A 24,058-nucleotide genomic window follows, 5' to 3' on the forward strand; every position below is an offset into this window, starting at 1 on the left:
GCTACCGCAGCCCGGCGCGCACGCGGTTCACGGTGGTCGCGGCCAGCAGCAGGGCCAGGATCGGCATGATCCAGAAGGCCGCCCCGGGCAGCGGCCCGGCCAGGCCGATCCACAGGCCGAGCGCGCCGAAGACCAGCGCGCGGTCGCTCTTGCCCAGCGGCCCGTCGTAGCGTCGCTCCGCCCCCAGCACGCCGGCGAATTCGGAGACGACGGACAGCACCACCACGGCGCCGACCCAGCCCGGCCCGAAAGGCGCGACCAGGGCGAAGGGGGCGTACAGCGCGGCGTCGGAGACCACGTCGCCCAGTTCGTTGAGGTAGGCGCCGAGCCGGCTTTTCTGGCCGTGCTCCCGCGCCAGCATGCCATCCACGGCATTCAGCCCCATCCGCAGCAGCAGCCACAGCGGCACCAGCAGGAACCAGGCATGGCTCCGCGTCGCCAGCAGCAGCGCGCCGAGTGCCACGGAGCCGAGGGCGGCCGCCAGCGTCACCTGGTTCGCGGTGATGCCGGCGGCGGCCATGCGGCCGACCATCGGCCGCAGCAGCGCCTGGAAGCGGGGTTTCAGCTCATACAGGGTCATCTCGGAGCCAACGCCCGCACGGCATCCTCGCAGCGCGAAGCGACCTGCGCCCAGCCGGCGCGGTCCTGCGACGTGTCGGCGAAGCTGAGCGGCGCGCCGATGTGCAGGCGCAGGCGGCCCGGCTTCGGCAGGCGGGCCTGCGGCGGCCAGGCGGCGTGCGCGCCTTCCAGCCAGCACGGCACCACCGGCACGGCGGACCCCGCGACGAAGGCGCCGAGGCCGGGCTGGAAGGCAGCCATGTGGCCGTCGCGGGACCGGGTGCCCTCGGGAAACAGGATGTAGACCAGCGCATCCTCCTCCAGCCGCGTGCGCAGCGTCACCAGATCCTTCATGCGGGTCCTGCGGCGCCAGACCGGCAGGGCGTTGATCGCATAGGCGGCGAAGGCGGCCATCGGCGTCGAGGTGAAGAAGGTATCGCCCGCCGCCAGCGCATGCGCGCGCCGTGCCGCGGGCCCGCGCAGCGCCGCCGCGACGGCCAGCGCATCGAGGTGGCTCGAATGGTTCGCGACCATGACATAGGGCGGTGCCGCGGGCAGGTGTTCGCGCCCCGTCACCTCCAGCCGGTGCATCGCCGCCATGTAGAAGCGCACCAGGCGCCGCCAGCCACCCTGCAGCAGCGTGCCGACCAGCCCGGCCTCCCGACCATGGCTGCGCAGGCGTTCCGCCGTGGGCAGGCCGAGGTCGCGGGCCGGCCTGATCTGCCAGTCCGTCATGGGCCACCGGTCAGGATGCGCGTCGGCGCATCCAGGCCCCAGCCGATGTAGAACTGGATCAGGTGGAAGGTCGCCGGCGCCACCAGCAGCAGGCTGTTGAAGCGATCCAGGATGCCACCATGGCCGGGCAACAGCACGCCCATGTCCTTGATGCCGATGTCGCGCTTGATCGAGGACAGCATCAGGTCGCCGGCCTGCCCGCCGATGCTGACCAGCGCACCGAGCAGGACCAGCTTCCAAGGGCTGTCCATCGGCGTGCCCTCGAAGATCAGCCCGGCAACGTAGGCGACCAGCAGCGTGGTGCAGACCAGGGCACCGAGCGCGCCGGAGATGGTCTTGTTCGGGCTGGTCGCCGGCAGCAGCTTCGCGCCCCCGATCAGCTTGCCGCTGGTGAAGGCCGCCACGTCGTTCAGCCCGACGGCGAGCACCAGCAGCAGCAGCAGCGGCCGGTAGTTTGGATCGTTCGCCATGTAGCCGAGATGCGCGAGCCCGGCGCCGAACAGCATGTAGGCGAAGATCGCCAGCGCCGTGCGCTGGATGTAGCCGGCGGGCCGGTCCAGCGGGATGGAGGCGACGGCGATGATCGTCACCGTCAGCGGCCACAGCGCGACGAAAAAGCCGTACCAGTGGTCCAGCGCCGCGAAGTTCGCGGCCAGGATGCCGATGGCGACGACGGCGACCAGCAGGTATTCGCGGAACAGCCCTGTGGCGCGGTCATACTCCCGCAGGCAGGCCAGGCCGAGCAGCGTGACGGCGGCGATGGTGAAGACGCGTCCGGCCAGGATCGGCGCCATGATCAGCGGCAGCAGCACCGCCCAGGACCCCAGCCGCAGCCACAATTCGCGCAGCAAGGCCGGGCTGGCGCGGCCGGTGACGGACAGCGTGCCGATCACCGTCGCGGCCAGCAGCAGGATGCCGATGGTGGCGCCGACCAGCCCGCGCGTGACCGGATGGCCGAAGGCGATGTCCCAGCCACTCATCCCGCGTCGAGTCCCCTGATCGCCGCCCGACCATGACGGAGCCGGCGCGGCGGGGGAAGCGCCGCCGGTTTCACCTTCGTTTCAGTCGGCTGCGCGCCCGATCAGGCGGTTGAGACCGAGATCCTGGCGGGACAGGCGCGCCGTCGCCTCCAGCAGCGGCGCGATGGCCGGCGCCTGGGTGGCGACCAGCGCGGCATAGTCGGCCTCCACCTGCTGCATCACCTCGGCGAGTTCCATGCGGAAGGCGGCTTCGTCCACCATGGTCAGGCGGCCGCCGCGCAGCACGATGCGGCCATCGACCAGCACCGTGTCCACGCCGCGCCCGGTCTCGGAGAACACCATCTGCCGTGCCGCGCTGCCGAGCGGCTGCCAGGCGAGATCGTCCAGGTTCAGCAGCGTGAGGTCCGCCTTCATCCCTGGCACGATGGCACCGACCTGCCCCTCCAGCCCCACCGCACGCGCGCCGCCGGTGGTGGCGGCCTCCACCGCATCGCAGGCCAGCGCACCGCCGGGATTCGCGTCGCCGCCGGCCGACAACAGGCAGAACATCTTCATGGCCTGGAACAGGTTCTGGCAGTCGGAGCAGCTGTTGTTGTCACAGCCCAGCGCCAGCCGCACGCCGTGGCGCTTGAAGTCGGCCAGCGGCGCGACGCCGTTCTTGAGCTTCAGATTGGCCAGCGGGTTGTGCACCACGCCCGCCCCGGCGCGCGCCACAAGCTCGATCTCCTCCGGCGTGATGTAGATGGCGTGCGCCAGCGTGGTTCGCGGCGTCAGCAGCCCGACGGCCGCCATGTGCCGCACCAGCGACCCGCCATCGGCGCCGTATTCGCGCCGCGCCTTCGCCAGCTGTGCGCGTGTCTCATACACATGCGTCAGCACCGGCAGCCCGTGCAACTCCGACAGCTCCGCGATGCCTTCCAGCAGCCGGCGGGAGGACCGCTGCGGGCCGGAGGGGCTGAGGGCCCAGTGCAGCCGCGGCGGCAGCGGCGACAGGCGGGCGATCTGCGCCGCGACGAAAGCGAGGTCCGCCGCCGGGTCGCCCGGCTTGCCGGTGACCAGCGCCGCCACCTCCGGCGTCATCTCCGGCAGGAAGGGCGCGATATCCAGGTCCGGCACGTCCCGCACGGCAATCGAGAACACCACGCGGATGCCGACCTCGGCATAGGCGGACAGGATGATGTCCAGCGTCTCCTCATCCTGCGGCACCAGGCTGTTCATGTCCTGGATGGTGGTGATGCCGTTGCGCAGGCACTCCATGGCGCCGAGCAGAGAGCGCGCGCGCAACTCCGCCCTGGACCTGCGGCCCCAATAGGCCGGCTGGGAATGCAGCGCCCAGACGTCGAAGGGCATGTCCTCGAAGCGGCCCTTCAGCAGCGTGTCGTAGGAATGGTAATGCGCGCTGACCAGGCCCGGGATCAGCAGGCGGCCGGAGGCTTCCAGCTCCTCCGTCCCGATCGGCACCTCCAGCGGCGGGCCGCCGGGTTCGGACACCGCGACGATGCGATCCTCCCGGATCAGCACGTCCCGCACCGGCGGGCGGTGCGGATCGCAGCCCGGCACCCAGGCGCGCGCGCCGCGGATCAGCATCGTGCCGTGCGCGTGGGCTTCCAGCGTGCCGGGCATTGGTGTCAGGCCCGTGCCGGCGGCAGCTCGCGCTGGTCGCGCGCCGGCAGGAAGGCGCGGCTGAACACCTGGGCCGGCGTCGGCGTGCGCGGCAGGCCGAACACCTCCACCGTCTGCGCGATGGCGCGGGTCAGGCGCGCATCGTCCAGGTCGCCGGCGCCGAGCTGCATGGTCTCCGGCACCGCCATCACCGCGCGCCAGGCGAATTCGATGCGCTGGCGCTCGACCTCGACATTGATGGTCGCCTCGACCCGCTGCATCAACTGCGCCCCCATGGCCGGGTTGCGGCCGACCTCGATCATGGCCCGGTTGATCGCGGCCACAAGCCCCCGCACCGCGTTCGGATTGTCCCGCGCCAGCCTTTGGGAGACCATGACGCCGTTCGAATAGGCCTCGATCCCCGAATCCGCGAACATGAACCAGCGGAAGTCGCGGTCCGGATTGAGGCCGAGGCCGACCAGGTTGGAATGGCTGGTCAGGCTGAACGCCGTCACCGCATCCACCTGGCCGCGGATCAGCATCGGCTCCTGCAGCGTGGGCGACATGTTGACGATCTCGACCTTCGAGGCGTCGACGCCCGACAGCCGCGCCAGCAGCGGCCACAGCAGGATGGCGGACGACCCGGTCGGCCCGCCGAGCTTGCGGCCCTGCAGGTCGGCCAGCGTCTTGATCGGCCCGTCCGCCTTGGTCAGCACGGCGAAGGGGCCCTTGTTGTAGATCTGGTAGACCATCAGCGGCTGTTCGCCGGGCCGGTTGGCTGCCTGCTGGATGATCGCGTTCATGTCGCCGAAGCCTGCGTCATAGGCATTCGACATGACGCGGGTGATGGTGCCGGCGGAGCCGTCGCCCTGGTCGATCGTCACCTCCAGCCCCGCCTCGCGGAACCAGCCGCGCTCCCGGGCCAGGTAGAACCAGGAATGGATGCCCTGGAAGCGCCAGTCCAGCGTGAAGCGGATGGGCGTGAGGCTCTGGGCGAGGGCGGGGGCGGCCAGCAGCGTGGGGCCGGCGGCGAGCAGCGTGCGGCGCGAAAGACGCATCGGGGGAGGTCCTTGCAGGGCGGGATAGCTGATGGAGGCCCTGCAATGTTTGGGCCAGCTTGCGGCACCGCGGCGTCCCCCACATCCTGGTCCTTCCCCGAAGGAGTGCCCCGATGCCGAGCCGCCCCCGTACCATCCTGGTCACCGGTGCCGCGACCGGCATCGGCGCCGCCTGCTGCCGCGCGCTGGCCGGGCCGGGCACCGCCATCCTGGTGCACACCCGCCGCAATGCGGAGGGTGCGGAGCGCACCGCCGGCGCGGTGCGCGAGGCCGGCGGGCTGGCCGAGGTGGCGCTCGGCGACATCGGGGAGGCCGGGACGCCCGCGGCGCTGGTGGCGCAGGCCGTGGCGCGCTTCGGCTGGCTGGACGTCGTCGTGGCCAATGCCGGCTTCGCCGACCGCACGCCGGTCGCCGACCTGACCGATGCCGGCTTCGCGAAATCCATGGACACCGTGCTGTGGGCCTTCCTGCGGCTGGCCCGTGCCGCCCTGCCGGTGCTGGCGGCGGGCGAGGCGCCGCGCCTCGTCGCCATCTCCTCCTTCGTCGCGCATGTCTTCCGCACCGATGCCACGCTGTTCCCGGCGACCGCGGCCGCCAAGGCGGGGGTGGAGGCCCTGGTGCGGTCCCTGGCGGTGGAGGCGGCGAAATCCGGCACCACCGTCAACGCCGTCGCCCCCGGCTTCACCCAGAAGGACGCCGGCGGCCATTCCGCGCTGAGCCCGGCGCAGTGGGATGCCGTGCGCGCGCGCATCCCGCTCGGCCGGCTCGGCACGCCGGAGGATGTGGCGCGGGCGGTCGCCTACCTCGCCTCGCCCGGCGCCGGCTATGTCACCGGCCAGGTGCTGCATGTGAATGGCGGGCTGGTCTGACCCGGTTGACGCCCCACCCCCTCGCGGCGGACCCTGCCGGCCCAACCAGGGAAACGCCCCGATGATCCATGTGCTCGCCATCATCACCACGAAGCCCGGGATGCGGGAGGCGGTGCTGACGGAGATGCGCGCCAACATCCCCGCCGTTCTGGCCGAGGATGGCTGCATCGAATACGGCCCGGCGATCGATGCGGAAGGCATCGGCCGCATCCAGACCCCGCTCGGCCCGGACAGCTTCGTGGTGGTGGAGAAGTGGGAAAGCCCCGCCGCACTCGCCGCGCACGGCGCCGCGCCCCACATGGCGGCCTATGCGGCGAAGACGCGGGAGATGGTGGCCAGCCGCGTCATCCACGTGCTGTCGCCGGCAGCCTGATACCGGCCGTGGAAATGCTGGCGCATTCCCACCCTCAGGCGCCGGCGCTTCGCTTGGCTCGCCGCACCGGCGGCGGGCCGCATTCGCGGCCTCGGCCGGCGGTGCCGGCCGCAGGTTGCCACGTCCTGAGCCGAGCATGAGCGGTGGCTGACCCGCCCGCCCGCGGCTGGCTGGCGCCGCTGGCCATGCTGAACCGGCGCACCGCGCCGCCGCTGCTGATCTACCTGGTCGCCGGCGCCAGCGGCTTCGCGGCCATCGCCGAGACCTTCTGGGTGCGCGAACAGCTCGGACTGTCCGCCACCAGCCTGCTGGCGCTGGCGGCCTGGCTGACGGTGCCCTGGACGCTGAAGATGGTGGTCGGGCACCTCATCGATACGGTGCCCATCCTCGGCTCCCGCCGCCGCGCCTATGTCCTGCTCGGCGCGGCGTTGCAGGTCGCCGCCAACCTGATGCTGGCCGCCGCCGCGGCGGGGCTGACCGCGCCGGTGCCGGCCGAGGCCGCCTATGTCGCCGCCTCGCTGGCGGCGGTCATCGGGCTGGTGGTGCAGGACAGCGTCGCGGATGCGATGACGACGGAGGTGGTCGATCGGACCAACGCGGACGGTACGCCACGCGACCCGGATGTGGTGCAGGCGGAACTGGGCGACGTGCAGGTGCTCGGCCGCGTCGCGGTGATGGGCGGCGCCTTCGCGACCGCCGGCCTCGGCGGCTGGCTGGCGCAGGTCTGGCCGGCCTCCACCATCTTCCTGATCGCCGCCCTGCTGCCGCTGCCTTCCCTGATCGCCGCCTTCCTGCTGCGGGAGACCGGCGAGGCGCGGGAGCGCCCGGATGCGCGGGTGCTGTGGGGCGGTGCGGCCTTCGGCGCGGCGATGCTGACGCTCGGCCTGGCGCAGCCGCCCTTCGCCGAGGAGATCGGCTTCCTGCTGGCGCTGGTCGTGCTGCTGGCGCTGCTGCGGCTGACGGTGGCCGGCGTGCCGCCGGAAACCCGCCGCGCCATGGCCGCCGCCGGCCTCATCATCTTCGCCTTCCGCGCCATGCCGCAGCCGGGGCCGGCGCTGCAATGGTGGCAGATCGACGTGCTGGGCTACAGCCAGGGCTTCTTCGGCACGCTCGGTCAGCTTGGCACCGGCCTTGCGATCGCCGGCGCGCTGCTGCTCGGCGGGCGGATCGTGCGCTGGCCGCTCGGCAGCGTGTTCTTCTGGCTGGCGGTGCTGAACGCGGCCTTCATGCTGCCGACCATCGGCATGCTGTTCGGCCTGCATGAATGGACCGAACAGGTGTTCGGCTTCGGCGCCCGCACCATCGGGCTGGTCGATACCGCCTTCTCGGCGCCGATGGCGCAGCTCGCCATGATCCCGATGCTGACGCTGATCGCGATGCATGCGCCGGAGGGGCGGCGGGCCACCTGGTTCGCGCTGATGGCGTCCCTGATGAACCTGGCGCTGCAGGCCGGTGCCATCGTCTCCCGCGGCCTGAACGCGGTGTTCGTGGTGGAACGCGGGGCCTACGCCGCGCTGCCGGATCTCGTCATCGCCGCGACGGTGGTGGGGCTGGCGCTGCCGTTGCTGGCGATCCTGGCCTTCGGGCGAAGGCTGCGCCCGGCGGAAACCCCGGCGGGCTGACCGCAACCGGAGGCGGGTTGCCGCGCTGTCATCCCTGACACAGAGGGAGACGACCGACATGTTCAGGCTTATCCGCAACATCGCCATCCTGCGCGGCCTCTGGGGCATGTTCCGCCGCGGCCGCCGCCGGTAGGCCGCCGGGTTCCGTCGCCTCTCCTCGGCGGCTAGGCTGCCGCCAACAGGCCGGGTGAGGAACGACGCATGGACTACCGCAATCTCGGGCGCAGCGGCCTCAAGGTCTCGCCGCTCTGCCTCGGCGCCATGATGTTCGGCGGGGCGACGGACGAGGCCACCAGCCGGCGCATCGTCGACCGTGCCCGCGGCCAGGGCATCAACTTCATCGACACCGCCGATGCCTACAACGGCGGCGCGTCCGAGCAGGTGGTGGGCCGCGCCATCGCCGCCGACCGCGCCTGGTGGGTGCTGGCGACGAAGCTGGCGAACCCCGTGCAGCCCGGCCCGAATGGCGGCGGCCTGTCGCGCCGCTACGCCTTCCTCGCGGTGGAGGCCAGCCTGCGGCGACTCGGGGCCGAGTGCATCGACATCCTTTACTGGCACAAGGAAGACCACGCGACGCCGCTGGCGGAATCCGTGCACGCGATGGCGGACCTGGTGCGGGCCGGGAAGATCCGGCATTTCGGCGTCTCCAACCATCGCGCTTGGCGCGTGGCGGAAATCTGCCGGCTGTGCGACCTGGCCGGCATCGACCGCCCGGTGGTCAGCCAGCCGCTGTACAACGCGCTGAACCGGATGGTGGAGGTGGAGCACCTGCCGGCCTGCGCCAATCTCGGCCTGGGCGTGTTTCCCTATTCGCCGCTGGCGCGCGGCGTGCTGACCGGCAAGTACAAGCCGGACGCCGCCCCGCCCGAGGGCACCCGCGCCGCGCGCCAGGACAAGCGCATGATGGAGACGGAGTGGCGCCCCGAAAGCCTGGCGATCGCCGCCGAGATGGCGCAGCGCGCCGCGGAGCGCGGCCTGACTCCGGGGCAGTTCGCACTGGCCTGGGTGCTGAACAACCGCCTGGTTACCGGCGCCATCGTCGGCCCGCGGACGGAAGCGCATTGGGAGGACTACATGGGCGCGCTCGCCTACCGTTTCACGCCTGAGGACGAGGCGCTGGTCGATGCGCTGGTCACGCCCGGGCATCCTTCCACGCCCGGCTACAACGACCCGGCCTATCCGCTGGAAGGCCGCATCGCGCGCTGACGAGGCCTCACGGCTCGAAGGGGAAGGCCAGCAGGCGGTCGGCCGGCAGCGCGACGCACAGAACCTCGCCCGGCGCGGGCGGTGCTACGGACGGCACATCGGCCTCCAGCCGCAGCCGCCCGGCCTCCAGGAAAAGGCGCCAGGCGGGGCCACGGAATTCCACCTGCGCCACCACCGCCTGGAACCTGCCCGGCAGAGCCAGGGCAGCCTGGCCGATCCGCACATCCTCCGGCCGCACGAAGCACTGCACCGGCGTGCCGAACAGCAGCGGCCGGGCGGCGCGGCAGGGCAGCAGGTGGCCCGCGGCCAGCACCATCCCCGGCGGCGCCTCCACCACCCCATCGAAGTGGCTGCCGCGGCCGAGGAAGCCGGCGACGAAGGCGCTGGCCGGCATCCGGTACACAGCCTCCGGCGTGCCGTCCTGCACGATGCGGCCACGCGCCATCACCAGCACGCGGTCCGCCATGGCCAGCGCCATCTCCTGGTCCTGCGTCGCCAGGATGGTGGTGGTGCCGAGCCGGCGTTGCAGCGCCCGCAACTCCTGCCGCAGCAGCCGCCGCAGCGGCGCATCCTGGGCCGAGAGCGGATCATCCAGCAGCAGCAGCCCCGGCTCCGCCGCCAGCGCCCGGCCCAGCGCCAGCCGCTGGGCCTGCCCGGCGGAGAGCTGCGCCGGCGCCCTTGCGGCCTCCTCGGCCAGTTGCAGCAGGGACAGCAACTCCTGCACCCGCTGCTGCCGCCGTGGCCGCGGCCAGGCGCGGCCGCGCAGCGCCTGGTCCAGGCTGCCGGACACGGTCTCCCCCGGCGGGGTGCCCTGGCGCTGGATCAGCCAGCCGGCATCGCGAGACGCGGCCGGGCGAAAGGTCACGTCCTGGCCGTCCTGCGCGATGCGCCCGCTATCCGCCGGATCGAGCCCCGCCAGGGCGCGCAGCAGCACGGATTTCCCACAGCCGGACGGGCCGACGAGGGCCAGCAATTCCCCGGGCAGGGCGGTGAAGCTGGTGCGGTCCAGCACGCGGGTCTCGCCGAACTGCTTGGAGACCTGGTCCACCACCAGGCTCGGCAGCGCGGGGTCCGCGATCACGCGGTCCAGCGCCGGCGGGTGTTCGGAGCGCGGCATGGGATGATCCCGAGGATACCGGCCCTCATCGCGCAGCGCCGCCGCTTCGTCACGTGACGGTTTGGAGGCGCTCCGCGGCTTGACGCAGGATGGGTGCCAGGCGTTGCGCCCAGGCCTCGATGCCGGCCGCATCGGCCAGCAGGTCCTGCCGCACCTCGATCAGCGCGGCCGGGTTGCCGCGGGCATCGCCATGCACCGGCACGGTGTAGTCCTCCGCGATGTCGATGCGGTAGGGCTCGTTGTCGCCCACGGTCAGCGCCGGGTCCGCCCGCAGCCCTTCGATCAGCGCCTGGCCAAAGGCCGTCGCCGCGCCGTGCAGTACGCCGGCCTGCCAGGGCCGCGCCACGCCGTGGAACACCGGGGTGAAGCTGTGGATGCCGATGACCGCGACCGGCCCGCAGGCATCCAGGTACCGGGCGATGCGGTCCTGGAAGGGGGTGAAGAACAGCGCCTGCCGCGCCGCCACCTCCGCTGGCGTCAGCCCCTGGTTGCCGGGAATGTCCGTGGCCTCGCTGCGCAGCGGGATGCTGCTGGGTGCGCCGGGCGGCCGGTTGCAGTCGATCAGCAGGCGCGAATTGCCCGAGAGGAACAGCGGTGCGTCCAGCAACGCCGACAGCCGCCGGGACAGCGCCGCGGCGCCGATGTCCCAGGCGATGTGCCGCTGCAGCTCGGCCGCTGGCAGCCCGAGCGCGCCGAAGCGCGCCGGGATGTGGTTGGAGGCATGTTCGCAGACCAGCACCAGCCGCGCGCCGCCGCCCTCGTTCACGACGCTGACGGCGGCCGGGCTGACGGCGGCGGGCTCCATGCTCAGGCCGTGACCTCGTCGGTGATGACGTTGAAGCCGGACAGGGTGCAGGGGCCGAAGGTGGTGGCGATGGCCACGTCGGTCGCGTCGCGGCCGCGCGCCATCAGGATGCGGCCGATGCGCGGCATGTTGTTGCGGGCGTCGAAGGTGTGCCAGGCGCCGTCGAGATACACCTCGAACCACGCCGCGAAATCCATCGGGCCGTACGGCGGCGGCATGCCGATGTCGCCGAGGTAGCCGGTGCAGTAGCGCGCCGGGATGTTGACGCAGCGGCACAGCGTCACCGCCAGATGCGCGAAATCGCGGCAGACGCCGACCTGTTCGCGATGCGCGTCCGCCGCGCTGCGGGTGGAACTGGCGCGCTGGTAGTCGAAGGTGATGTGGTTGTGCGCGTAGTCGCAGATCGCCTGCACCCGCGCCCAGCCGGTCGGCCCGTTGCCGAACATCGCCCAGGCGGTGTCGCCCAGCTTGTCCGTGTCGCAGTAGCGGCTGCCCAGCAGGTACACCAGCGCGTCGTCCGGCAAATCCTCCACCCTGTGCTGCTGCGCGTGCGGCAGGATGGTGTCGGGCTGGCCGCTATCCTGCACGACGAAGCTGGTGGAAATGGTCAGGCGCCCGGCCGGCGCCACGATGCGCGTGCAGGTGTTGCCGAAGCCATCGACGTAGTCGCGGTGCGGGATCGGCGGGTCGAAGCTCATCCGGTGCGGCCCGACCAGGTCGGGCAGGCGCGACGGATGCGGGCTGACCATCAGCATCATCGGCGTGGGCTGCGGGCAGTCATAGGTAATCTGGCAGCCGGCGCTGATGCGCATGGCGGTGCTCCTCGAATTGGGCGGAATGACAGGCTGAACGTAACGATGGGCCTAGGGTTGCAGGGCCGCCTTCGGAACCGCAACCGGGATCGGCTCGACCGCCGTGACGCTGACCTCGACGGTCATGCCGAGGTCATCCGCGGGAAAGCCGGTCCAGGTGCCGTGCAGCGGAATGGCGTGCCGGTGGTCGCGGGCCACGGCGACACGGATCAGGTCGCGGTTGCCGATGATGGCATTGGTCGGGTCCAGTTCCACCCAGCCGGCGCCGGGGACATAGACGCGCAGCCAGGCATGGGTGGCGCCTCCGCCGACCCGCCCGCCGGCCTGCGGCACGTACAGGTAGCCGGAGACGAAGCGTGCCGCGAGGCCGAGCGCGCGCAGCGCCTCGATCATGAACACCGCGAAGTCGCGGCAGGTGCCGCTGCCCAGCCGCAGCGTCTGCACCGGCGCCTGCACGCCGCGTTCCGACCGCGCGATGTAGTCGAAGCTTTCCCGGATGCCGTGCGTCATGCGGGTCAGCAGGTCGCGCGTGCCGGTCGGGCCGTTGCGGCGGACGAACTTCCGGGCCCAGCGTTCCACGGCGTGATCCGGGTCGGCATATTGCCGCTCGATCGACCGGGCGAGGTCGGGCAGTTCGTCGACGTCGTAGGCGAAGGGGTAGCTGCTGGCGTCCTCGTTGATCGGATAGTCCAGCGCGTTGATCGGCGCGTGGTCCAGCCGCACCGTGCTGTCGAAGCGCAATTCCTTCGCGCGCCCGCTGAAGCGTGCGACGCCGACGCTGTTGCCGAACACGTCGTGCAGCCAGCGCAACTCCACCGGCTTCGGCGTGATGGCCAGCGCGGCGTCGAGGATGCGCTGGTCGTGCCCCTCGCGCGGCCGCAGCATCATGCGGTGCTCGCCGAAGGCAACCGGCTGCTTGTAGCGATAGGTCGTGACATGACGCACGGAGAGGACGGGCATCGGGCTCTCCGGCTGCGATGTTTCAGGAGGCCTTGGGACGCAGGGGCGGGGCGCCGGCACGGCGCGGCGCGATGCGTGGGCCCTCCTTAGGCTGCGGCCGCTGCTGCGGCAAGCACCGAATGGTGGACAGAGTGGATCGTATATTCTACCATGGCGCGATCCGATGCCCAACCACTCGCCCCTGCGCTCCGCCTCCTCCGGCTTGCCCCACCCGCGCGGGCAGACGCGGCGCGGCAGGGCGGACTCGCCGGCGGAGCGGGCGCCCACCCGCATCGGCTTCCTCCTGATCCCCGACTTCGCGATGATCGCCTAAGGGTGCGGCATGGAGCCATTCCGCGCAGCCAACGACCTGGCGGGCACCACGCTGTACCAATGGGTGCATGTCTCGCCGGATGGCGGGCCGGTGCGGGCTTCCAACGGCGTGTCCATCCTGGCCGACCACGGTGCAAGCCAGAGCCTGGCGCAACCCGGCAGGCTGGACGCCGTGTTCGTCTGCGCCGGCGGCAATCCCGCGGCCTTCGAGGACCCGGCGACATTCGCCTGGCTACGTGCCGAAGCCGCGCGCGGCACCTGCATCGGCGGCATCTCCGGCGGCTCCTACGTACTGGCGCGCGCCGGGCTGCTGGCCGGCTACCGCTGCACCGCGCATTGGGACTACATCCCGGCGATGGCGGAGCGCTTCCCGCGCCTGCACCTCACCCGTTCGCTGTACGAGATCGACCGCGACCGCTGCACCAGCGCCGGCGGCACCGCGGCATTGGACATGATGCTGGCGCTGATCGAGGCGGCGCAGGGCCGCGCGCTGGCGCATGCGGTGGCGGAATGGTTCCTGCACACCCGCCCGCGCGCCGCCGACGAGCCGCAGCGGATGAGCCTGCGGGAGCGCTACGCGACCAGTCACCCCGACCTGCTGGCGGTGCTGGACCAGATGGAACGCAGCATCGAGGCGCCGCTGCCGCGGGAGGAACTGGCCCGCCTCGCCGGGCTTTCGGTGCGGCAGCTCGAGCGGCTGTTCCGCAGCCATCTCGGCCGCACCATCAGCGCGCATTACCTGGGCCTGAGGCTCGACCATGCGCGCCGCCTGCTGCGGCAGACGCCGTTGTCGGTGCTCGACACCGCCATGGCCTGCGGCTTCGTCAGCGCGGCGCATTTCTCCCGCAGCTACACCGCGCGCTTCGGGCGTTCGCCCCGGCAGGACCGGGGACGGCCTACAGCTGGCCATCCCACCGGCTGATCTCCGCCTGCGTCAGGCCACCGACCCGCGCATGCGGCCGGCCGCCGGTGGTCATCGCCAGCGCGAACAGGATCTCGTCCGCCCGCGGCGCATCCGGCACGACGCAGGAGATGCCGTCGAAATGGCTGCGCACATAGGCGGCGTTGCGGTGGTGGATGGGCAGGTCCAGCATCGCGCCCATCGGGCCGACCTTGGTCATCGACGGCACGATGGACAGCGCCTGGCCGAGCAGCCCGCGCATCGCATAGCCGCCGGCCACATGCCACAGCGCGCCATGCTCAAGCTCTCCCGCGGTGCCGACAACGCCGCCCTTGCCGTAGGCCTCGATCATGGCCGGGTCGCCGCCGAGGCCCGCCAGCAGCCGCTCCGCCACCATCAGCCCGATCGGCTTCATCGCCTCCATCATCCACATCAGCTCCGGCTCGTGGCGACCCGCGAAGGGGTTGCGCAGCACCACGGCGCACCAGCCCTTGCGCAGCGGCGTTGCCAGCGGCGGGCCGCCATCGTGGCGGATCTCCTCGACGCAGAGCACGGTTTTCCGGATGGCGAGCGTCTCGGTCATGCGGTGGGTTCCGTCAGCAGGTGAAGCGGGGCGCCGGCCAGCCGGTGGTGGCCGCACAGGCGGATGGCGGCGGCGCGGATCAGGCCGGATCGGCACCAGGCCTCCGCGCGCGCGGCCCCGGCCTCCAGCGCGGCGGCGATCTCGTCCGCGGTCAGCACACCGACATCGGTGGTGACGAGCCGCGGGCCGAGGTCGCTGTCCGGGTCCAACGCCTCCGCCGGCATCCGGGAAATGGCGGGGCTGCCGCAATCCACGGCGTTGGCGACAAGAGTCGCCGCCGCATCCGCCGTCGCGGCATCCCGCGCCAGCACCGTCACCGCATCGGCGATGCCGAGCGAGAAGGACCGCCCGTGCCGGCCGGAGGTGGCGATGCCGCCGATCCCATCCCGCGCGTGCAGCCGCAGCGCGCCATCGAAGCCGAAGCCGGGCGTGGGGTCGGCCACCATGCCGATCGACAGGCCCTCGCCCGCGAACACGGCGATGTCGCCGCCATCGTTGACGAAGGCACGCGCCAGCCCCGGCGCCGCCGCGCGCATCTCGGCCAGCAGCGCATCCGCCACGGCGCCGGCCACCGCGGCCATCGGCGTCACGAATGTTCCTCCGTCTGCGAAGGACAGGCAGGCCGCGTGCATCCGCCGCGCGACGGCGCCGCGCGGTACCGCGGAGACCGGCTGTCGCAGCAGCGGAAGTTCGGACGCCAGTTCCGGCAGGATTCCGCGGAACCGCGCGGCCGCCGCCGCCTCCGCCGCGCGGATATCGCCAGGGCTGCCCCAGGCGCGCAGCACCACGTCGATCGGGCCGTGCTGCAGGTGCAGCCTGTCCCCGTGCAGCCGCTGGATCGCGGGTTCAACCCGGGAAGGGCCAGGGATTGCCATCCTGCCACCCCTCCACCCGCAGCTGCGCGCCAAGGCCGCGCAGCAGCTCCTCCACCGGCACGATCTCCCCCATATGCCCGCCGAGCCGTTCGTACAGTGCGCGCGGCAGCGTGAATTCGATGGGGGCAACGAGCGCCGGGGTCGGCACGAAGCCGAAGGCGCGCTTCGGCAGGCGCAGCACATCCGCCATCACGGTGATGCCGCCGCCGGGCCACAGATACACCGGCGCGCCGCCCATGGTGACGCGCGTCTCGCCGCTGGCGACGCTGCGCGTCAGCAGCACGGGATTTTCCGTGACACCGGCGCGCAGCGAGCCGCCGGCGCCCGCCATGAAGATGACGGTGCAGAGCGAGGGTTCGCAATTCTCGCCGATCCGCTCGACAACCTTCGCGACATCCGCCGGCATCTCCGCCGGAATTGGCCGAAGCTGGTCGTCCAGCACGCACCACAGCGCATCCTCCCCGGTGGTGGAGGTCAGCAGCAGGCGCAGCCCCGGCCAGGCCACCGCCGGGTCGATCTTCTCGATGATCGACAGCGGATCGCTGATATCCGTCCCGCCCCAGCCCAGCCCCGGCTGCGCCACCTGGAAATACCGCCCGGGTGTGGAACGCCGGCCGCGCAGGCGGATGCCGGTGGGCCGCATGCCGAGCACCTTGCCGGCCTGGTGTTCCGACAGCACGCCGGTGATGTGGTCGTCCACCACGATCACCTCATCCGCGTGGCCGAGCCATTGCTGCGCGAAGATGCCAATGGTGGCGCTGCCGCAGCCGACGCGCATGCGCTGTTCCGGCTTGCCATCCACCACCGGCGCCTGGCCTGCCTGCACCCGTACCGCATGCCCGCCATCGATGGCGAGTTCCACCGCATCCCCGCCGCACAGCTTCAGCAGCGTGTCGCAGGTGGTGGTGCCTTCCCGCTTGCTGCCGCCCGTCAGGTGCCGCACGCCGCCGAGCGACAGCATCTGGCTACCGTATTCGGCGGTGGTGACGTGGCCGACCTGTTCGCCGTTGCAGCGCACCGCCGCGGCTTCCGGGCCCAGGTGCCGGTCGGTGTCGATCTTCACCTTGACGCCGCAGTAGCTGAAGATTCCCTCCGTCACGATGGTGACGGTATCCACCCCCGCATGGCTGCCGCCGACGATGAAGGGCGCCGGCTTGTAGTCCGGATAGGTGGTGCCGGCGCCGATGCCGGTGACGAAGGCGCGGGACGGGTCGAGCAACTGCCCATCCCAACCGGCCTCGGCGAAGGGCACCACCGGCGCGCCGCTTTCCACCGCCCGCGCCAGCGCCACCGCCTGGTCGGTGCGCACCAGCTGCCCGTCCTCGTTGGCATAGCGCGAACAGGCGCCGCTGCGGCCGGGGCGGATGCGGCACAGCACCGGGCAGGCATCGCAGCGCACGATGCCCAGGTCGCCCTCCGCCGCGCCGAATTTTCGCGAGCGTGCCTCCGGGCTGGTGTGGTCGCTCATGCCCGCAGCGCCTCCCACAGCCGGTGCGGCAGCACGGGCACCTGGCGCATCGTCACGCCGGTGGCGTGGCGGATGGCGGACAGGATGGCGGGCGCGGTCGGCACCAGCGCCGGCTCGCCGACACCTTTTGCCCCGTACGGACCTTCGGGCTCGGGGTCCTCGATCAGGTGAACCTTGATCTCCGGCACGTCGCCCGCGGTCGGGATCAGGTAGTCGTGCAGGTTCTCGGTGCGGCCCGGGATGAACTCCTCCATCAGCGCCAGGCCGAGGCCCTGGGCGATGCCGCCATGGATCTGGCCCAGCACCAGGGTCGGGTTGATGGCGCGGCCGACATCCTGCGCCGCGACGATGCGGCGCACCTTCACGGTGCCCAGCGCGGTATCCACCGCCACCAGCGCGATCTGCGCGGCGAAGCCGTAGGTGGCGTAGGGCGTGCCCTGGCCATCCGCATCCAGCGCCGTGGTCGGCGGGTCGTAGCGGCCCTGGCCTTCCAGCTCGGCCTCCAGCGCGGTCAGGTCGATCACCCGCGCCTCGCCGACGCGCAGCCGCGTGCCCTCCAGCACCAGCCGCGCATCCTCGCCCGCATTGGCCAGCGCCAGGATGCGGCGGCGCAGGTCGAGCCCGGCCTCCATCGCCGCGCGGCCACTCACGAAAGTCTGGCGGGATGCGCTGGTCTTGCCGGCATCCGGCGTCAGCGCCGTATCGCCCAGCACGAAGCGGAATTTCTCCAATGGCAGTCCCACCGCATCGGCGCAGATCTGTGCCATCACCGTGATGCTGCCCTGTCCGATATCGACGGCACCGTTGAACAGGGTCAGCGCCCCGTCCCGCCCCAGCGTGACCCGCATGCGGGAGGGATTGGACATGCTGGTATTGCCGCAGCCATACCACATGCAGGCGATGCCGGCGCCGAGCCGCAGCCGTGGCGCATCCACGTTGTACGCGGCGACTTCGGCCAGCATCGCCTCCCACCCCGGCTTCAGCGCATCCAGGCATTCCGGCAGCCCGGCCGAGGCTTGCAGCACCTGGCCGCTATGCGTCGCATCGCCGCGCCCGATGGCGTTGCGGCGCCGGATTTCCCACCGGTCCAGCCCGAGCTGTGCCGCCAGGTCATCCACCAGCGACTCCGTCGCGATCGCCGCCTGCGGCACGCCAAACCCGCGAAACGCGCCGGCGGGGGTGTCGTTGGTGTAGAGGGCCCGGGCCCGGTTGCGCAGGTTGGCGATGCGGTAGGGACCGCCGGCGTGTACCGGCACGCGATTGGCAACCGTGGCGCCCCAGCTGGCATAGGCCCCGGTGTTGAAATCGGCGTCCATCTCGTAGCTGGTGAAGTGGCCCTCCGCATCCGCCGACATCCGCGCGCTGATCGCCGCCGGGTGCCGCTTGGTGGTGGAGGCCATGCTCTCGGCCCGCGAATACACCATCCGCACCGGCCGCCCGACCTTGCGCGCGGCCACGGCCAGCAGCGGCTGCACGGAGACATCCAGCTTGCCGCCGAAGCCGCCGCCGCAGGCGCTCGGGATGATGCGCACCGCGCCTTCGGCCACGCCCAGCACGCGCGCCGTTTCCTCCCGGTCCATGTAGGGCGCCTGGGTGCAGGCGAAGACCGTCATGCCGTCCTCGGTGGGGAAGGCGTGGCCGGCCTCGGGTTCGATGTAGGCGTGCTCGACGAAGCCGGTGCGGAAATCTCCCTCGGCTGTCACGAAGCCGGGCGCGACGCTGCCGCGCTTCAGGCGGCCCTCGACCAGCAGGTTGCCCGGCGCGTGGCCGTGCAACTGTGGCGCACCCGACGCCCGCGCGGCTTCCGTGCCATGCAGCGCGGGCAGGGGGTGCCAGGTGATCGGCAGGTCCGCATCCCGCACCGCCGCCACGGCGTCACGAGTCCCGACCAGCCCAAGCACCGCCTCGCCACGGAAGCGCACGAGGCCCTCCGCGAAGACCGGCTGGTCCTTCAGGTTCGGCATGATGCCGAAGGCATTGAGGCCCGGCACGTCGGCGGCCGTCAGGATGGCCTCCAGCCCCAGCCGCGCCGCATCCAGCGCCCCGAGTTCGAAGCGTGCGCTGGCATGCGGCGACCGCACCACGCGCAGCCACAGCGCGTCCATCGGCGCGGCATCGGCGCCGAAGCGGTCCGTGCCATCCAGCTTCGCCACGCCATCCAGCCGCGCCACATCGGCGCCGACCGCAGCGCCCACCTGCGGCATCGGCGCCGCTGGCGTGCCGCCGCGTGCCGCATCCAGCACCGCATCGAGGATCTTCACATAGCCCGTGCAGCGGCACAGCACGCCACCCAGCGCATCCCGCACCGCCGGCCGATCCGGCGACGCATCCCGCAGCAGCAGATGCGCCGCCGCCATCAGCATCCCCGGCGAGCAGATGCCGCATTGCGCCGCGCCATGCGCCAGGAAGGCCGCGCGCAGCCGCGCCAGCACCGCACCAACTTCGCCGGAAATCGCTTCCACCGTGGCAATGTCGGCGCCCGCCGCCTGGGCGCTCGGGATCAGGCAGGCGCAGGCCTGGGCGCCGTCCACCAGCACGGTGCAGGCGCCGCAATCGCCGGCGTTGCAGCCCTCCTTCGTGCCGGTCAGGCCGAGCCGTTCGCGCAGCGTATCCGACAGCGGCGCGAAGGGCGGCGCGGTGACGGTGCAGGATGCGCCGTTCAGCGTGAAGGCGAGGTCGATCATCACAACGCCTCCAGCAGGTCCCGCAGCAGCACCAGCGCCGCGTCGCGGCGATAGGCGGCGCTGGCGCGGATATCGTCGATCGGCGCCAGGTTTTCGAGATGCGCCGGCTGCGGCACCCCGGCCGCATCCCGCAGCGCCACGCCCGACAGCGCCGCCTCCAGCCCCGGCAGCCGCTGCGCCACCGCCGAACAGGCGCCGAGCGCGATGCGCGCCGTGGTGATGCGCCCCGCCGCATCCGTGGCCACCACACCGGCCGCCATGGCGATGGAGATCACCAGGTAGTGCCGCGCGCCCAGCTTGCGGAAGGCCCCGCGCCCGCCATCCAGCCGCGGCACCAGCAGCGCCGTCACCAGTTCGTCCGCCGCCAGTGCCGTGGCGCGGTAGCCCGTGACGAAGTCTGCCAAAGGCAGCACCCGCACGCCGCGCGGTGAAGCGAGTTCCACCGACGCGTCCAGCGCCAGCAGGTTCGGGATGCCATCCCCGGCCGGGGAGGCGGTGACCAGGTTGCCCACCAACGTGCCGCGGTTCTGCACCTGCATCCCGCCGATTTCGCGCGAAGCCGCGCGCAGCCCGTCGAAGACCGGCGGCAGCGCCGCCTGCATCAGCGCGGTCCAGGTCACCAGGCAGCCGATGCGCCAGCCCTGCGTCGTCGCCTCGATGCGGTCCAGGCCGTGTATGGCGGTTAGGTCCAGCACGTCCCGATGCGTCGGGTCGCCCCAGGCGGCGCGCGCGGTGCGGGCGGGGAAGATGTCGGTGCCGCCGGCCAGCACGGCCACGTCCCGCGCGGCACGGATGGCCAGGGCTTCCTGCAGCGTCGCGGGGCGATGGTAGGCCGTCATCCCCACAGCGCCTTGGCCTGTTCGGCGGTGTAGTAGCCGCGCCGGACGTCCTGCGCGACCAGCGCCGGGTCGCGGTCGCGCGGGTTGCCATAGCCGCCGCCGCCCGGCGTCATCACCTCCACCCGGTCGCCCGGCTGCATCCGCAGGCCCTGGTCCTTGGACAGGTGCAGCGGGATGGTGGTGGTGCCGCCGCGATGCAGCTTCACCACGTTGGGCGCGCCGTCGCCACCGCCGAGCACGCCGGGCGGGCCGAAGCGGCCATGGTCCATCACGAAGCTCGCCTTGGCCTCCCCGCGCAGCAACTCCACCTCGTAATGTACGCCGAATCCGCCGCGCCGCATTCCCGCGCCGCCGGAGCCTTCGCGCAACGCGAAGCGGCGGAACAGCACGGGGTAGTACTGTTCTATGACTTCCACCGGCGCTGTCTTGCTGATGCCGATGGTGGAACAGCCATTCGTCAACCCATCCGCGCCCTGCGTGCCGCCATAGCCGCCGCCGGTGATCTGGTACATCACGTAGCCGGCGTTACGCGCCGGATCGAAGCCGCCGAGTGCGAAATTGCCGGAAGTGCCGGCCGGTGCCGCCCAGACCTCGCCAGGCAGCGCCTGCACGATGGCGAGGAACACCGCCTCCGCGATGCGCTGCGAAACCTCCGCCGCGCAGCCGGAGACCGGGCGCGGGTAGCGGGCATCGAGGAAGGTGCCTTCCGGCCGCAGCACGCGCAGCGGCGCGAAGGTACCGGCGTTGATCGGCACGTCCGGGAAGATGTGCTTCATCGCGAGATAGACGGCCGAACAGGTCGTGGCCCAGACCGAGTTCATCGGCCCCTGGCAGGGCGGGGAGGAGCCGGACAGGTCGAAGACCAACTCATCGCCCTGCCGTGTCACCACCAGCGATATGCGCAGCGGCGCGTCCACCACGCCATCGGAATCGACGAACGTCTCGGCGAGATAGACCCCATCCGGAATACGCCGGATCTCCGCCAGCATGCGTTCCGCCGCGCGCGCGCGGATGCCGGCGATGGCATCGCGCAGCGTTTCGGCACCGTAGCGCGCCACCATTTCGTTCAATCGGGACTCGCCCACCAGCAGCGCCGCGGCCTGCGCCTTGATGTCGCCGATGCGCTGGTCGGCGACGCGGATGTTGGACTGGATGATCGACAGGATCTCGCGGTCCAGCACGCCCCGCTTGAACAGCTTCACGGGAGGCAGCCGCAGGCCCTCCTGCTCGACCTCCGTCGCATGCGCCGAGAACCCGCCCGGCACCATGCCACCGATGTCCGGCCAGTGCCCGGTGTTCTGCAACCAGCAGAACAGCGCACCATCGACGAAGAACGGCCGGGCGAAGCGCACATCCATCAGATGCGTGCCCCCGAGATACGGGTCGTTGACGATGTAGACGTCGCCCGGCTCCGGCGCCGCCACAGCGCCTTCCCCGATCAACCGCACCAGATGCGCCGCCGAATGCGCCATGGTGCCGACGAAGACCGGCAGGCCGAGTTCGCCCTGCGCGATCAGCGCGCCATCCTCCGCCGCGTAGATGCCGTCCGACCGGTCATCCGCCTCCGCGATGACGGGCGAGAAGGCGGCGCGGGAGAAGGCGATGTCCATCTCGTTGCAGACCTGCTGCAACCCGGCCTGGATCACCGCCATCGTCAGGGCATCCGTCATGGCAGCACCGCGATTCGCAGATTGCCGATGGCATCGACCACCGCCTCGGACCTTGGCTCCAGCACCGTCGTCGCATCGGCCTGCTGGATGATGGCGGGACCCGCGATGCGCGCGCCTTCCGCCAGCTTTTCGCGCTGCCAGATCACGGCCTGGTGCCAGGCGCCCTCCGCATACAGCGCGCGTTCGCCGACCCGCGCATCGCCGTGGCGTGCGGCAGGATCGAGCAGCGCGGAAAGCGGGAAGGCATGGCGGCGGCCGATGACGGTGGTCAGCAAATTCACCAGCACGGCGCGGATCTCCGGCAGATGCACCTGGAAGCGGGCGAAATACGCCGCCTCGAAGGCCGCCTGGATTTCGGCGCGCGCCATGTCCGGGCGGGGCAGGGCGACGCGGATCAGGTGGGTCTGGCCGCGGAACTGCATGTCCGCCGCGTGCAGCACCTCCGTCCGCTCCACCTCGCCGCTGTCCGCCAGCACCACGGCCAGCGCGCGGTCGCGCTGTGCGGCCAGGGTCTGCGCGATCTCGTCCTCGGCGATGTCGTCCAGCCCGCGGTTCAGCGTGTTCACCGCATCCTGCCGCAAATCGGCCACCAGGCAGCCCAGCGCATTGGTCAGCCCCGGCCGCGCCGGCACCAGCACCATCGGGATGCCGATCTCCCGCGCCAGCGCCACCGCATGCAGCGGCCCGGCGCCGCCGAAGGCGAACAGGCAGAAGTCGCGCGGATCATGCCCGCGCGACAGCGAGACCAGCCGGATGGCCCCCGTCATGTGCACGTTGCCCAGCCGCAGCGTCGCCTCGGCGGCCTGCTCCACGCTCATCCCCAATGGCTCGCCGATCTCCCGCGCAAACGCCTCCCGCACCCGTTCCATCGGCACCGCGTCGCGCACTGCGAGCAGCCGCGCCGGGTCGAGCCGGCCCAGCACCAGATTCGCATCCGTGATGGTGGGCCGCGTGCCGCCGCGCCCGAAGCAGATCGGCCCCGGCAGGCTGCCGGCGCTTTCCGGCCCCACCCGCAGCATCCCCGCCCGGTCCAGGCCCGCGATCGACCCGCCGCCGGCGCCGACGGTCCGCACATCCACCATCGGCAGGTGGATCGGCAGGCCGTAGGCGATCGACAGTTCCGCCGAAACCTCCGGCACCCCGCCGGCGATCAGCGCGACGTCGGTGGAGGTGCCGCCCATGTCGTAGGTGATGGCGTGGCCCAGCCCGGACTGCACCAGCGTCGCCGCCGCCGCCATGACGCCGGAGGCGGGTCCGGACATCACGGTCTTCGCCGCCTCCCGCGCCACGAGCTTCGCGGACACGGTGCCGCCATTGCCGTTCATCACCAGCAGGTCGCGCCGGTGGCCGCGTGCCGCCAGTTCGGCCTGCAGGCGCGTGATGTAGCGATCCAGCACCGGCTGCACCGCCGCGTTCACGGCGGCCGTGGTGCCGCGCTCGTATTCGCGGAACTCGGACAGCAGCTCGTGCCCCAGCGTGACATAGGCGTTCGGCCAGATGTCCCGGGCAATCTCGCCGGCGCTGCGTTCATGCGCGGGGTTGGCGTAGGCGTGCAGGAAATGCACCACCAGCGCCTCGCAGCCCTCGGCCAGCAGCGCATGCACCTCCCTCGCCACCGCCGCCTCATCGAGCGGCGTCACCACGCCGCCGCGCGCATCCATGCGTTCCGGCACCTCCCGCCGCCATTCGCGCGGCACCAGCGGCTCGAACCCGCCGGTCATGCCATAGGCGTGCGGCCGGGTGCGGCGCCCGAGTTCCAGCACGTCCCGGAATCCCTCGGTGGTGATCAGCCCGACCTTGGCCAGCTTGCGTTCCAGCACCGCGTTCGTCGTCGCCGTGGTGCCGTGGATGATCAGGTCGAGCCCGGCCGGCGTCGCCCCCGCCGCCTCGATCGCCGCCAGCACGCCATCCGCCTGGTTCGGCGACGTGGTCGGCACCTTGGCCAGCGCGACCGAGCCATCGGCGCGTTGCAGCAGCAAATCGGTAAAAGTGCCGCCGACATCGATGCCGGCCGTGATCCGCGCCATCG

22 protein-coding genes are annotated in these 24,058 nt (G+C 71.9%); 6 read left to right on the plus strand and 16 right to left on the minus strand.

Annotated elements, in window-relative coordinates; genetic code table 11:
* Position 1: 1 nt before the first annotated feature.
* From ACFHPP_RS02750 to ACFHPP_RS02770, 5 genes are all read right to left on the minus strand, one after another.
* Positions 2–580 (minus strand): CDP-alcohol phosphatidyltransferase family protein, encoded by a 579-nt coding sequence (locus ACFHPP_RS02750; RefSeq protein ID WP_437161735.1) that lies wholly within the window; start codon positions 578–580, stop codon positions 2–4.
* Complete coding sequence (locus tag ACFHPP_RS02755) at positions 577–1,293, minus strand: lysophospholipid acyltransferase family protein (RefSeq protein ID WP_437161736.1); 717 nt, start codon at positions 1,291–1,293, stop codon at positions 577–579. The genes ACFHPP_RS02750 and ACFHPP_RS02755 overlap by 4 nt, the downstream gene beginning before the upstream one ends.
* Entirely contained in the window at positions 1,290–2,273 is a 984-nt protein-coding gene (locus tag ACFHPP_RS02760; RefSeq protein ID WP_437161737.1) for a phosphatidate cytidylyltransferase, read from the minus strand. The genes ACFHPP_RS02755 and ACFHPP_RS02760 overlap by 4 nt, the downstream gene beginning before the upstream one ends.
* Positions 2,274–2,354: 81 nt before the next feature.
* Positions 2,355–3,896 carry an amidohydrolase family protein gene (locus ACFHPP_RS02765; RefSeq protein ID WP_437161738.1) on the minus strand — a complete coding sequence of 514 codons (1,542 nt, stop codon included), beginning with the start codon at positions 3,894–3,896 and terminating at the stop codon, positions 2,355–2,357.
* 5 nt (positions 3,897–3,901) lie between these two features.
* Positions 3,902–4,933 carry an ABC transporter substrate-binding protein gene (locus ACFHPP_RS02770; protein ID WP_437161739.1) on the minus strand — a complete coding sequence of 344 codons (1,032 nt, stop codon included), beginning with the start codon at positions 4,931–4,933 and terminating at the stop codon, positions 3,902–3,904.
* 113 nt (positions 4,934–5,046) lie between these two features.
* Between ACFHPP_RS02770 and ACFHPP_RS02775 the strand changes: the two genes are divergently transcribed.
* The 4 genes from ACFHPP_RS02775 to ACFHPP_RS02790 all read left to right on the plus strand — a co-directional run bounded on the left by ACFHPP_RS02775 (position 5,047) and on the right by ACFHPP_RS02790 (position 9,003).
* Positions 5,047–5,802 (plus strand): SDR family NAD(P)-dependent oxidoreductase, encoded by a 756-nt coding sequence (locus ACFHPP_RS02775; RefSeq protein ID WP_437161740.1) that lies wholly within the window; start codon positions 5,047–5,049, stop codon positions 5,800–5,802.
* A 61-nt stretch (positions 5,803–5,863) separates the two neighbouring features.
* A complete protein-coding gene (locus tag ACFHPP_RS02780) occupies positions 5,864–6,175 on the plus strand; it encodes a putative quinol monooxygenase (RefSeq protein ID WP_437161741.1) in 312 nt (103 codons plus the stop codon).
* A 143-nt stretch (positions 6,176–6,318) separates the two neighbouring features.
* Positions 6,319–7,797, plus strand: a complete 1,479-nt coding sequence (locus tag ACFHPP_RS02785; protein ID WP_437161742.1) for a hypothetical protein — start codon at positions 6,319–6,321, stop codon at positions 7,795–7,797.
* Positions 7,798–7,998: 201 nt separating this feature from the next.
* Positions 7,999–9,003 carry an aldo/keto reductase gene (locus ACFHPP_RS02790; RefSeq protein WP_437161743.1) on the plus strand — a complete coding sequence of 335 codons (1,005 nt, stop codon included), beginning with the start codon at positions 7,999–8,001 and terminating at the stop codon, positions 9,001–9,003.
* A 7-nt stretch (positions 9,004–9,010) separates the two neighbouring features.
* Here ACFHPP_RS02790 and ACFHPP_RS02795 read toward each other — a convergent pair whose 3' ends face one another.
* From ACFHPP_RS02795 to ACFHPP_RS02810, 4 genes are read right to left on the minus strand one after another with little or no spacing between them, the layout of a single operon-like run.
* Entirely contained in the window at positions 9,011–10,120 is a 1,110-nt protein-coding gene (locus tag ACFHPP_RS02795) for an ABC transporter ATP-binding protein (RefSeq protein ID WP_437161744.1), read from the minus strand.
* 49 nt (positions 10,121–10,169) lie between these two features.
* The gene (locus ACFHPP_RS02800; protein ID WP_437161745.1) at positions 10,170–10,925 is read right to left on the minus strand and encodes an N-formylglutamate amidohydrolase; all 756 of its coding nucleotides are present in this window, start codon (positions 10,923–10,925) and stop codon (positions 10,170–10,172) included.
* 2 nt (positions 10,926–10,927) lie between these two features.
* Positions 10,928–11,737, minus strand: coding sequence for a transglutaminase-like domain-containing protein (locus ACFHPP_RS02805; protein ID WP_437161746.1), 810 nt, complete (start codon positions 11,735–11,737; stop codon positions 10,928–10,930).
* A gap of 51 nt (positions 11,738–11,788) precedes the next feature.
* Positions 11,789–12,697: a transglutaminase family protein gene (locus ACFHPP_RS02810; protein ID WP_437161747.1), complete on the minus strand. Its 909-nt coding sequence runs from the start codon at positions 12,695–12,697 to the stop codon at positions 11,789–11,791.
* A 163-nt stretch (positions 12,698–12,860) separates the two neighbouring features.
* On the opposite strand from ACFHPP_RS02810, the gene ACFHPP_RS02815 reads away from it, so the two are divergent.
* The gene (locus ACFHPP_RS02815) at positions 12,861–13,010 is read left to right on the plus strand and encodes a hypothetical protein (RefSeq protein WP_437161748.1); all 150 of its coding nucleotides are present in this window, start codon (positions 12,861–12,863) and stop codon (positions 13,008–13,010) included.
* 9 nt (positions 13,011–13,019) lie between these two features.
* Positions 13,020–13,931 carry a GlxA family transcriptional regulator gene (locus tag ACFHPP_RS02820; RefSeq protein ID WP_437161749.1) on the plus strand — a complete coding sequence of 304 codons (912 nt, stop codon included), beginning with the start codon at positions 13,020–13,022 and terminating at the stop codon, positions 13,929–13,931.
* Here ACFHPP_RS02820 and ACFHPP_RS02825 read toward each other — a convergent pair.
* The 7 genes from ACFHPP_RS02825 to ACFHPP_RS02855 are packed head-to-tail and all read right to left on the minus strand — an operon-like array spanning position 13,906 to position 24,056.
* Positions 13,906–14,493 (minus strand): amino acid synthesis family protein, encoded by a 588-nt coding sequence (locus ACFHPP_RS02825; protein WP_437161750.1) that lies wholly within the window; start codon positions 14,491–14,493, stop codon positions 13,906–13,908. The genes ACFHPP_RS02820 and ACFHPP_RS02825 overlap by 26 nt on opposite strands.
* Positions 14,490–15,368: a UPF0280 family protein gene (locus ACFHPP_RS02830; protein ID WP_437161751.1), complete on the minus strand. Its 879-nt coding sequence runs from the start codon at positions 15,366–15,368 to the stop codon at positions 14,490–14,492. The genes ACFHPP_RS02825 and ACFHPP_RS02830 overlap by 4 nt, the downstream gene beginning before the upstream one ends.
* Positions 15,340–16,836, minus strand: coding sequence for a 6-hydroxynicotinate reductase (locus ACFHPP_RS02835; protein ID WP_437161752.1), 1,497 nt, complete (start codon positions 16,834–16,836; stop codon positions 15,340–15,342). The genes ACFHPP_RS02830 and ACFHPP_RS02835 overlap by 29 nt, the downstream gene beginning before the upstream one ends.
* Positions 16,833–19,520, minus strand: coding sequence for a molybdopterin-dependent oxidoreductase (locus ACFHPP_RS02840; RefSeq protein ID WP_437161753.1), 2,688 nt, complete (start codon positions 19,518–19,520; stop codon positions 16,833–16,835). Before ACFHPP_RS02840 ends, ACFHPP_RS02835 begins: the two co-directional genes overlap by 4 nt.
* Positions 19,520–20,359, minus strand: a complete 840-nt coding sequence (locus ACFHPP_RS02845; protein ID WP_437161754.1) for an FAD binding domain-containing protein — start codon at positions 20,357–20,359, stop codon at positions 19,520–19,522. Before ACFHPP_RS02845 ends, ACFHPP_RS02840 begins: the two co-directional genes overlap by 1 nt.
* Positions 20,356–22,029, minus strand: a complete 1,674-nt coding sequence (locus ACFHPP_RS02850) for a hydantoinase B/oxoprolinase family protein (RefSeq protein ID WP_437161755.1) — start codon at positions 22,027–22,029, stop codon at positions 20,356–20,358. Before ACFHPP_RS02850 ends, ACFHPP_RS02845 begins: the two co-directional genes overlap by 4 nt.
* The gene (locus tag ACFHPP_RS02855; protein ID WP_437161756.1) at positions 22,026–24,056 is read right to left on the minus strand and encodes a hydantoinase/oxoprolinase family protein; all 2,031 of its coding nucleotides are present in this window, start codon (positions 24,054–24,056) and stop codon (positions 22,026–22,028) included. The genes ACFHPP_RS02850 and ACFHPP_RS02855 overlap by 4 nt, the downstream gene beginning before the upstream one ends.
* Positions 24,057–24,058: the final 2 nt, after the last annotated feature.

Source organism: Falsiroseomonas sp. E2-1-a20 (assembly GCF_051433195.1).
Lineage (GTDB): Bacteria > Pseudomonadota > Alphaproteobacteria > Acetobacterales > Acetobacteraceae > Falsiroseomonas.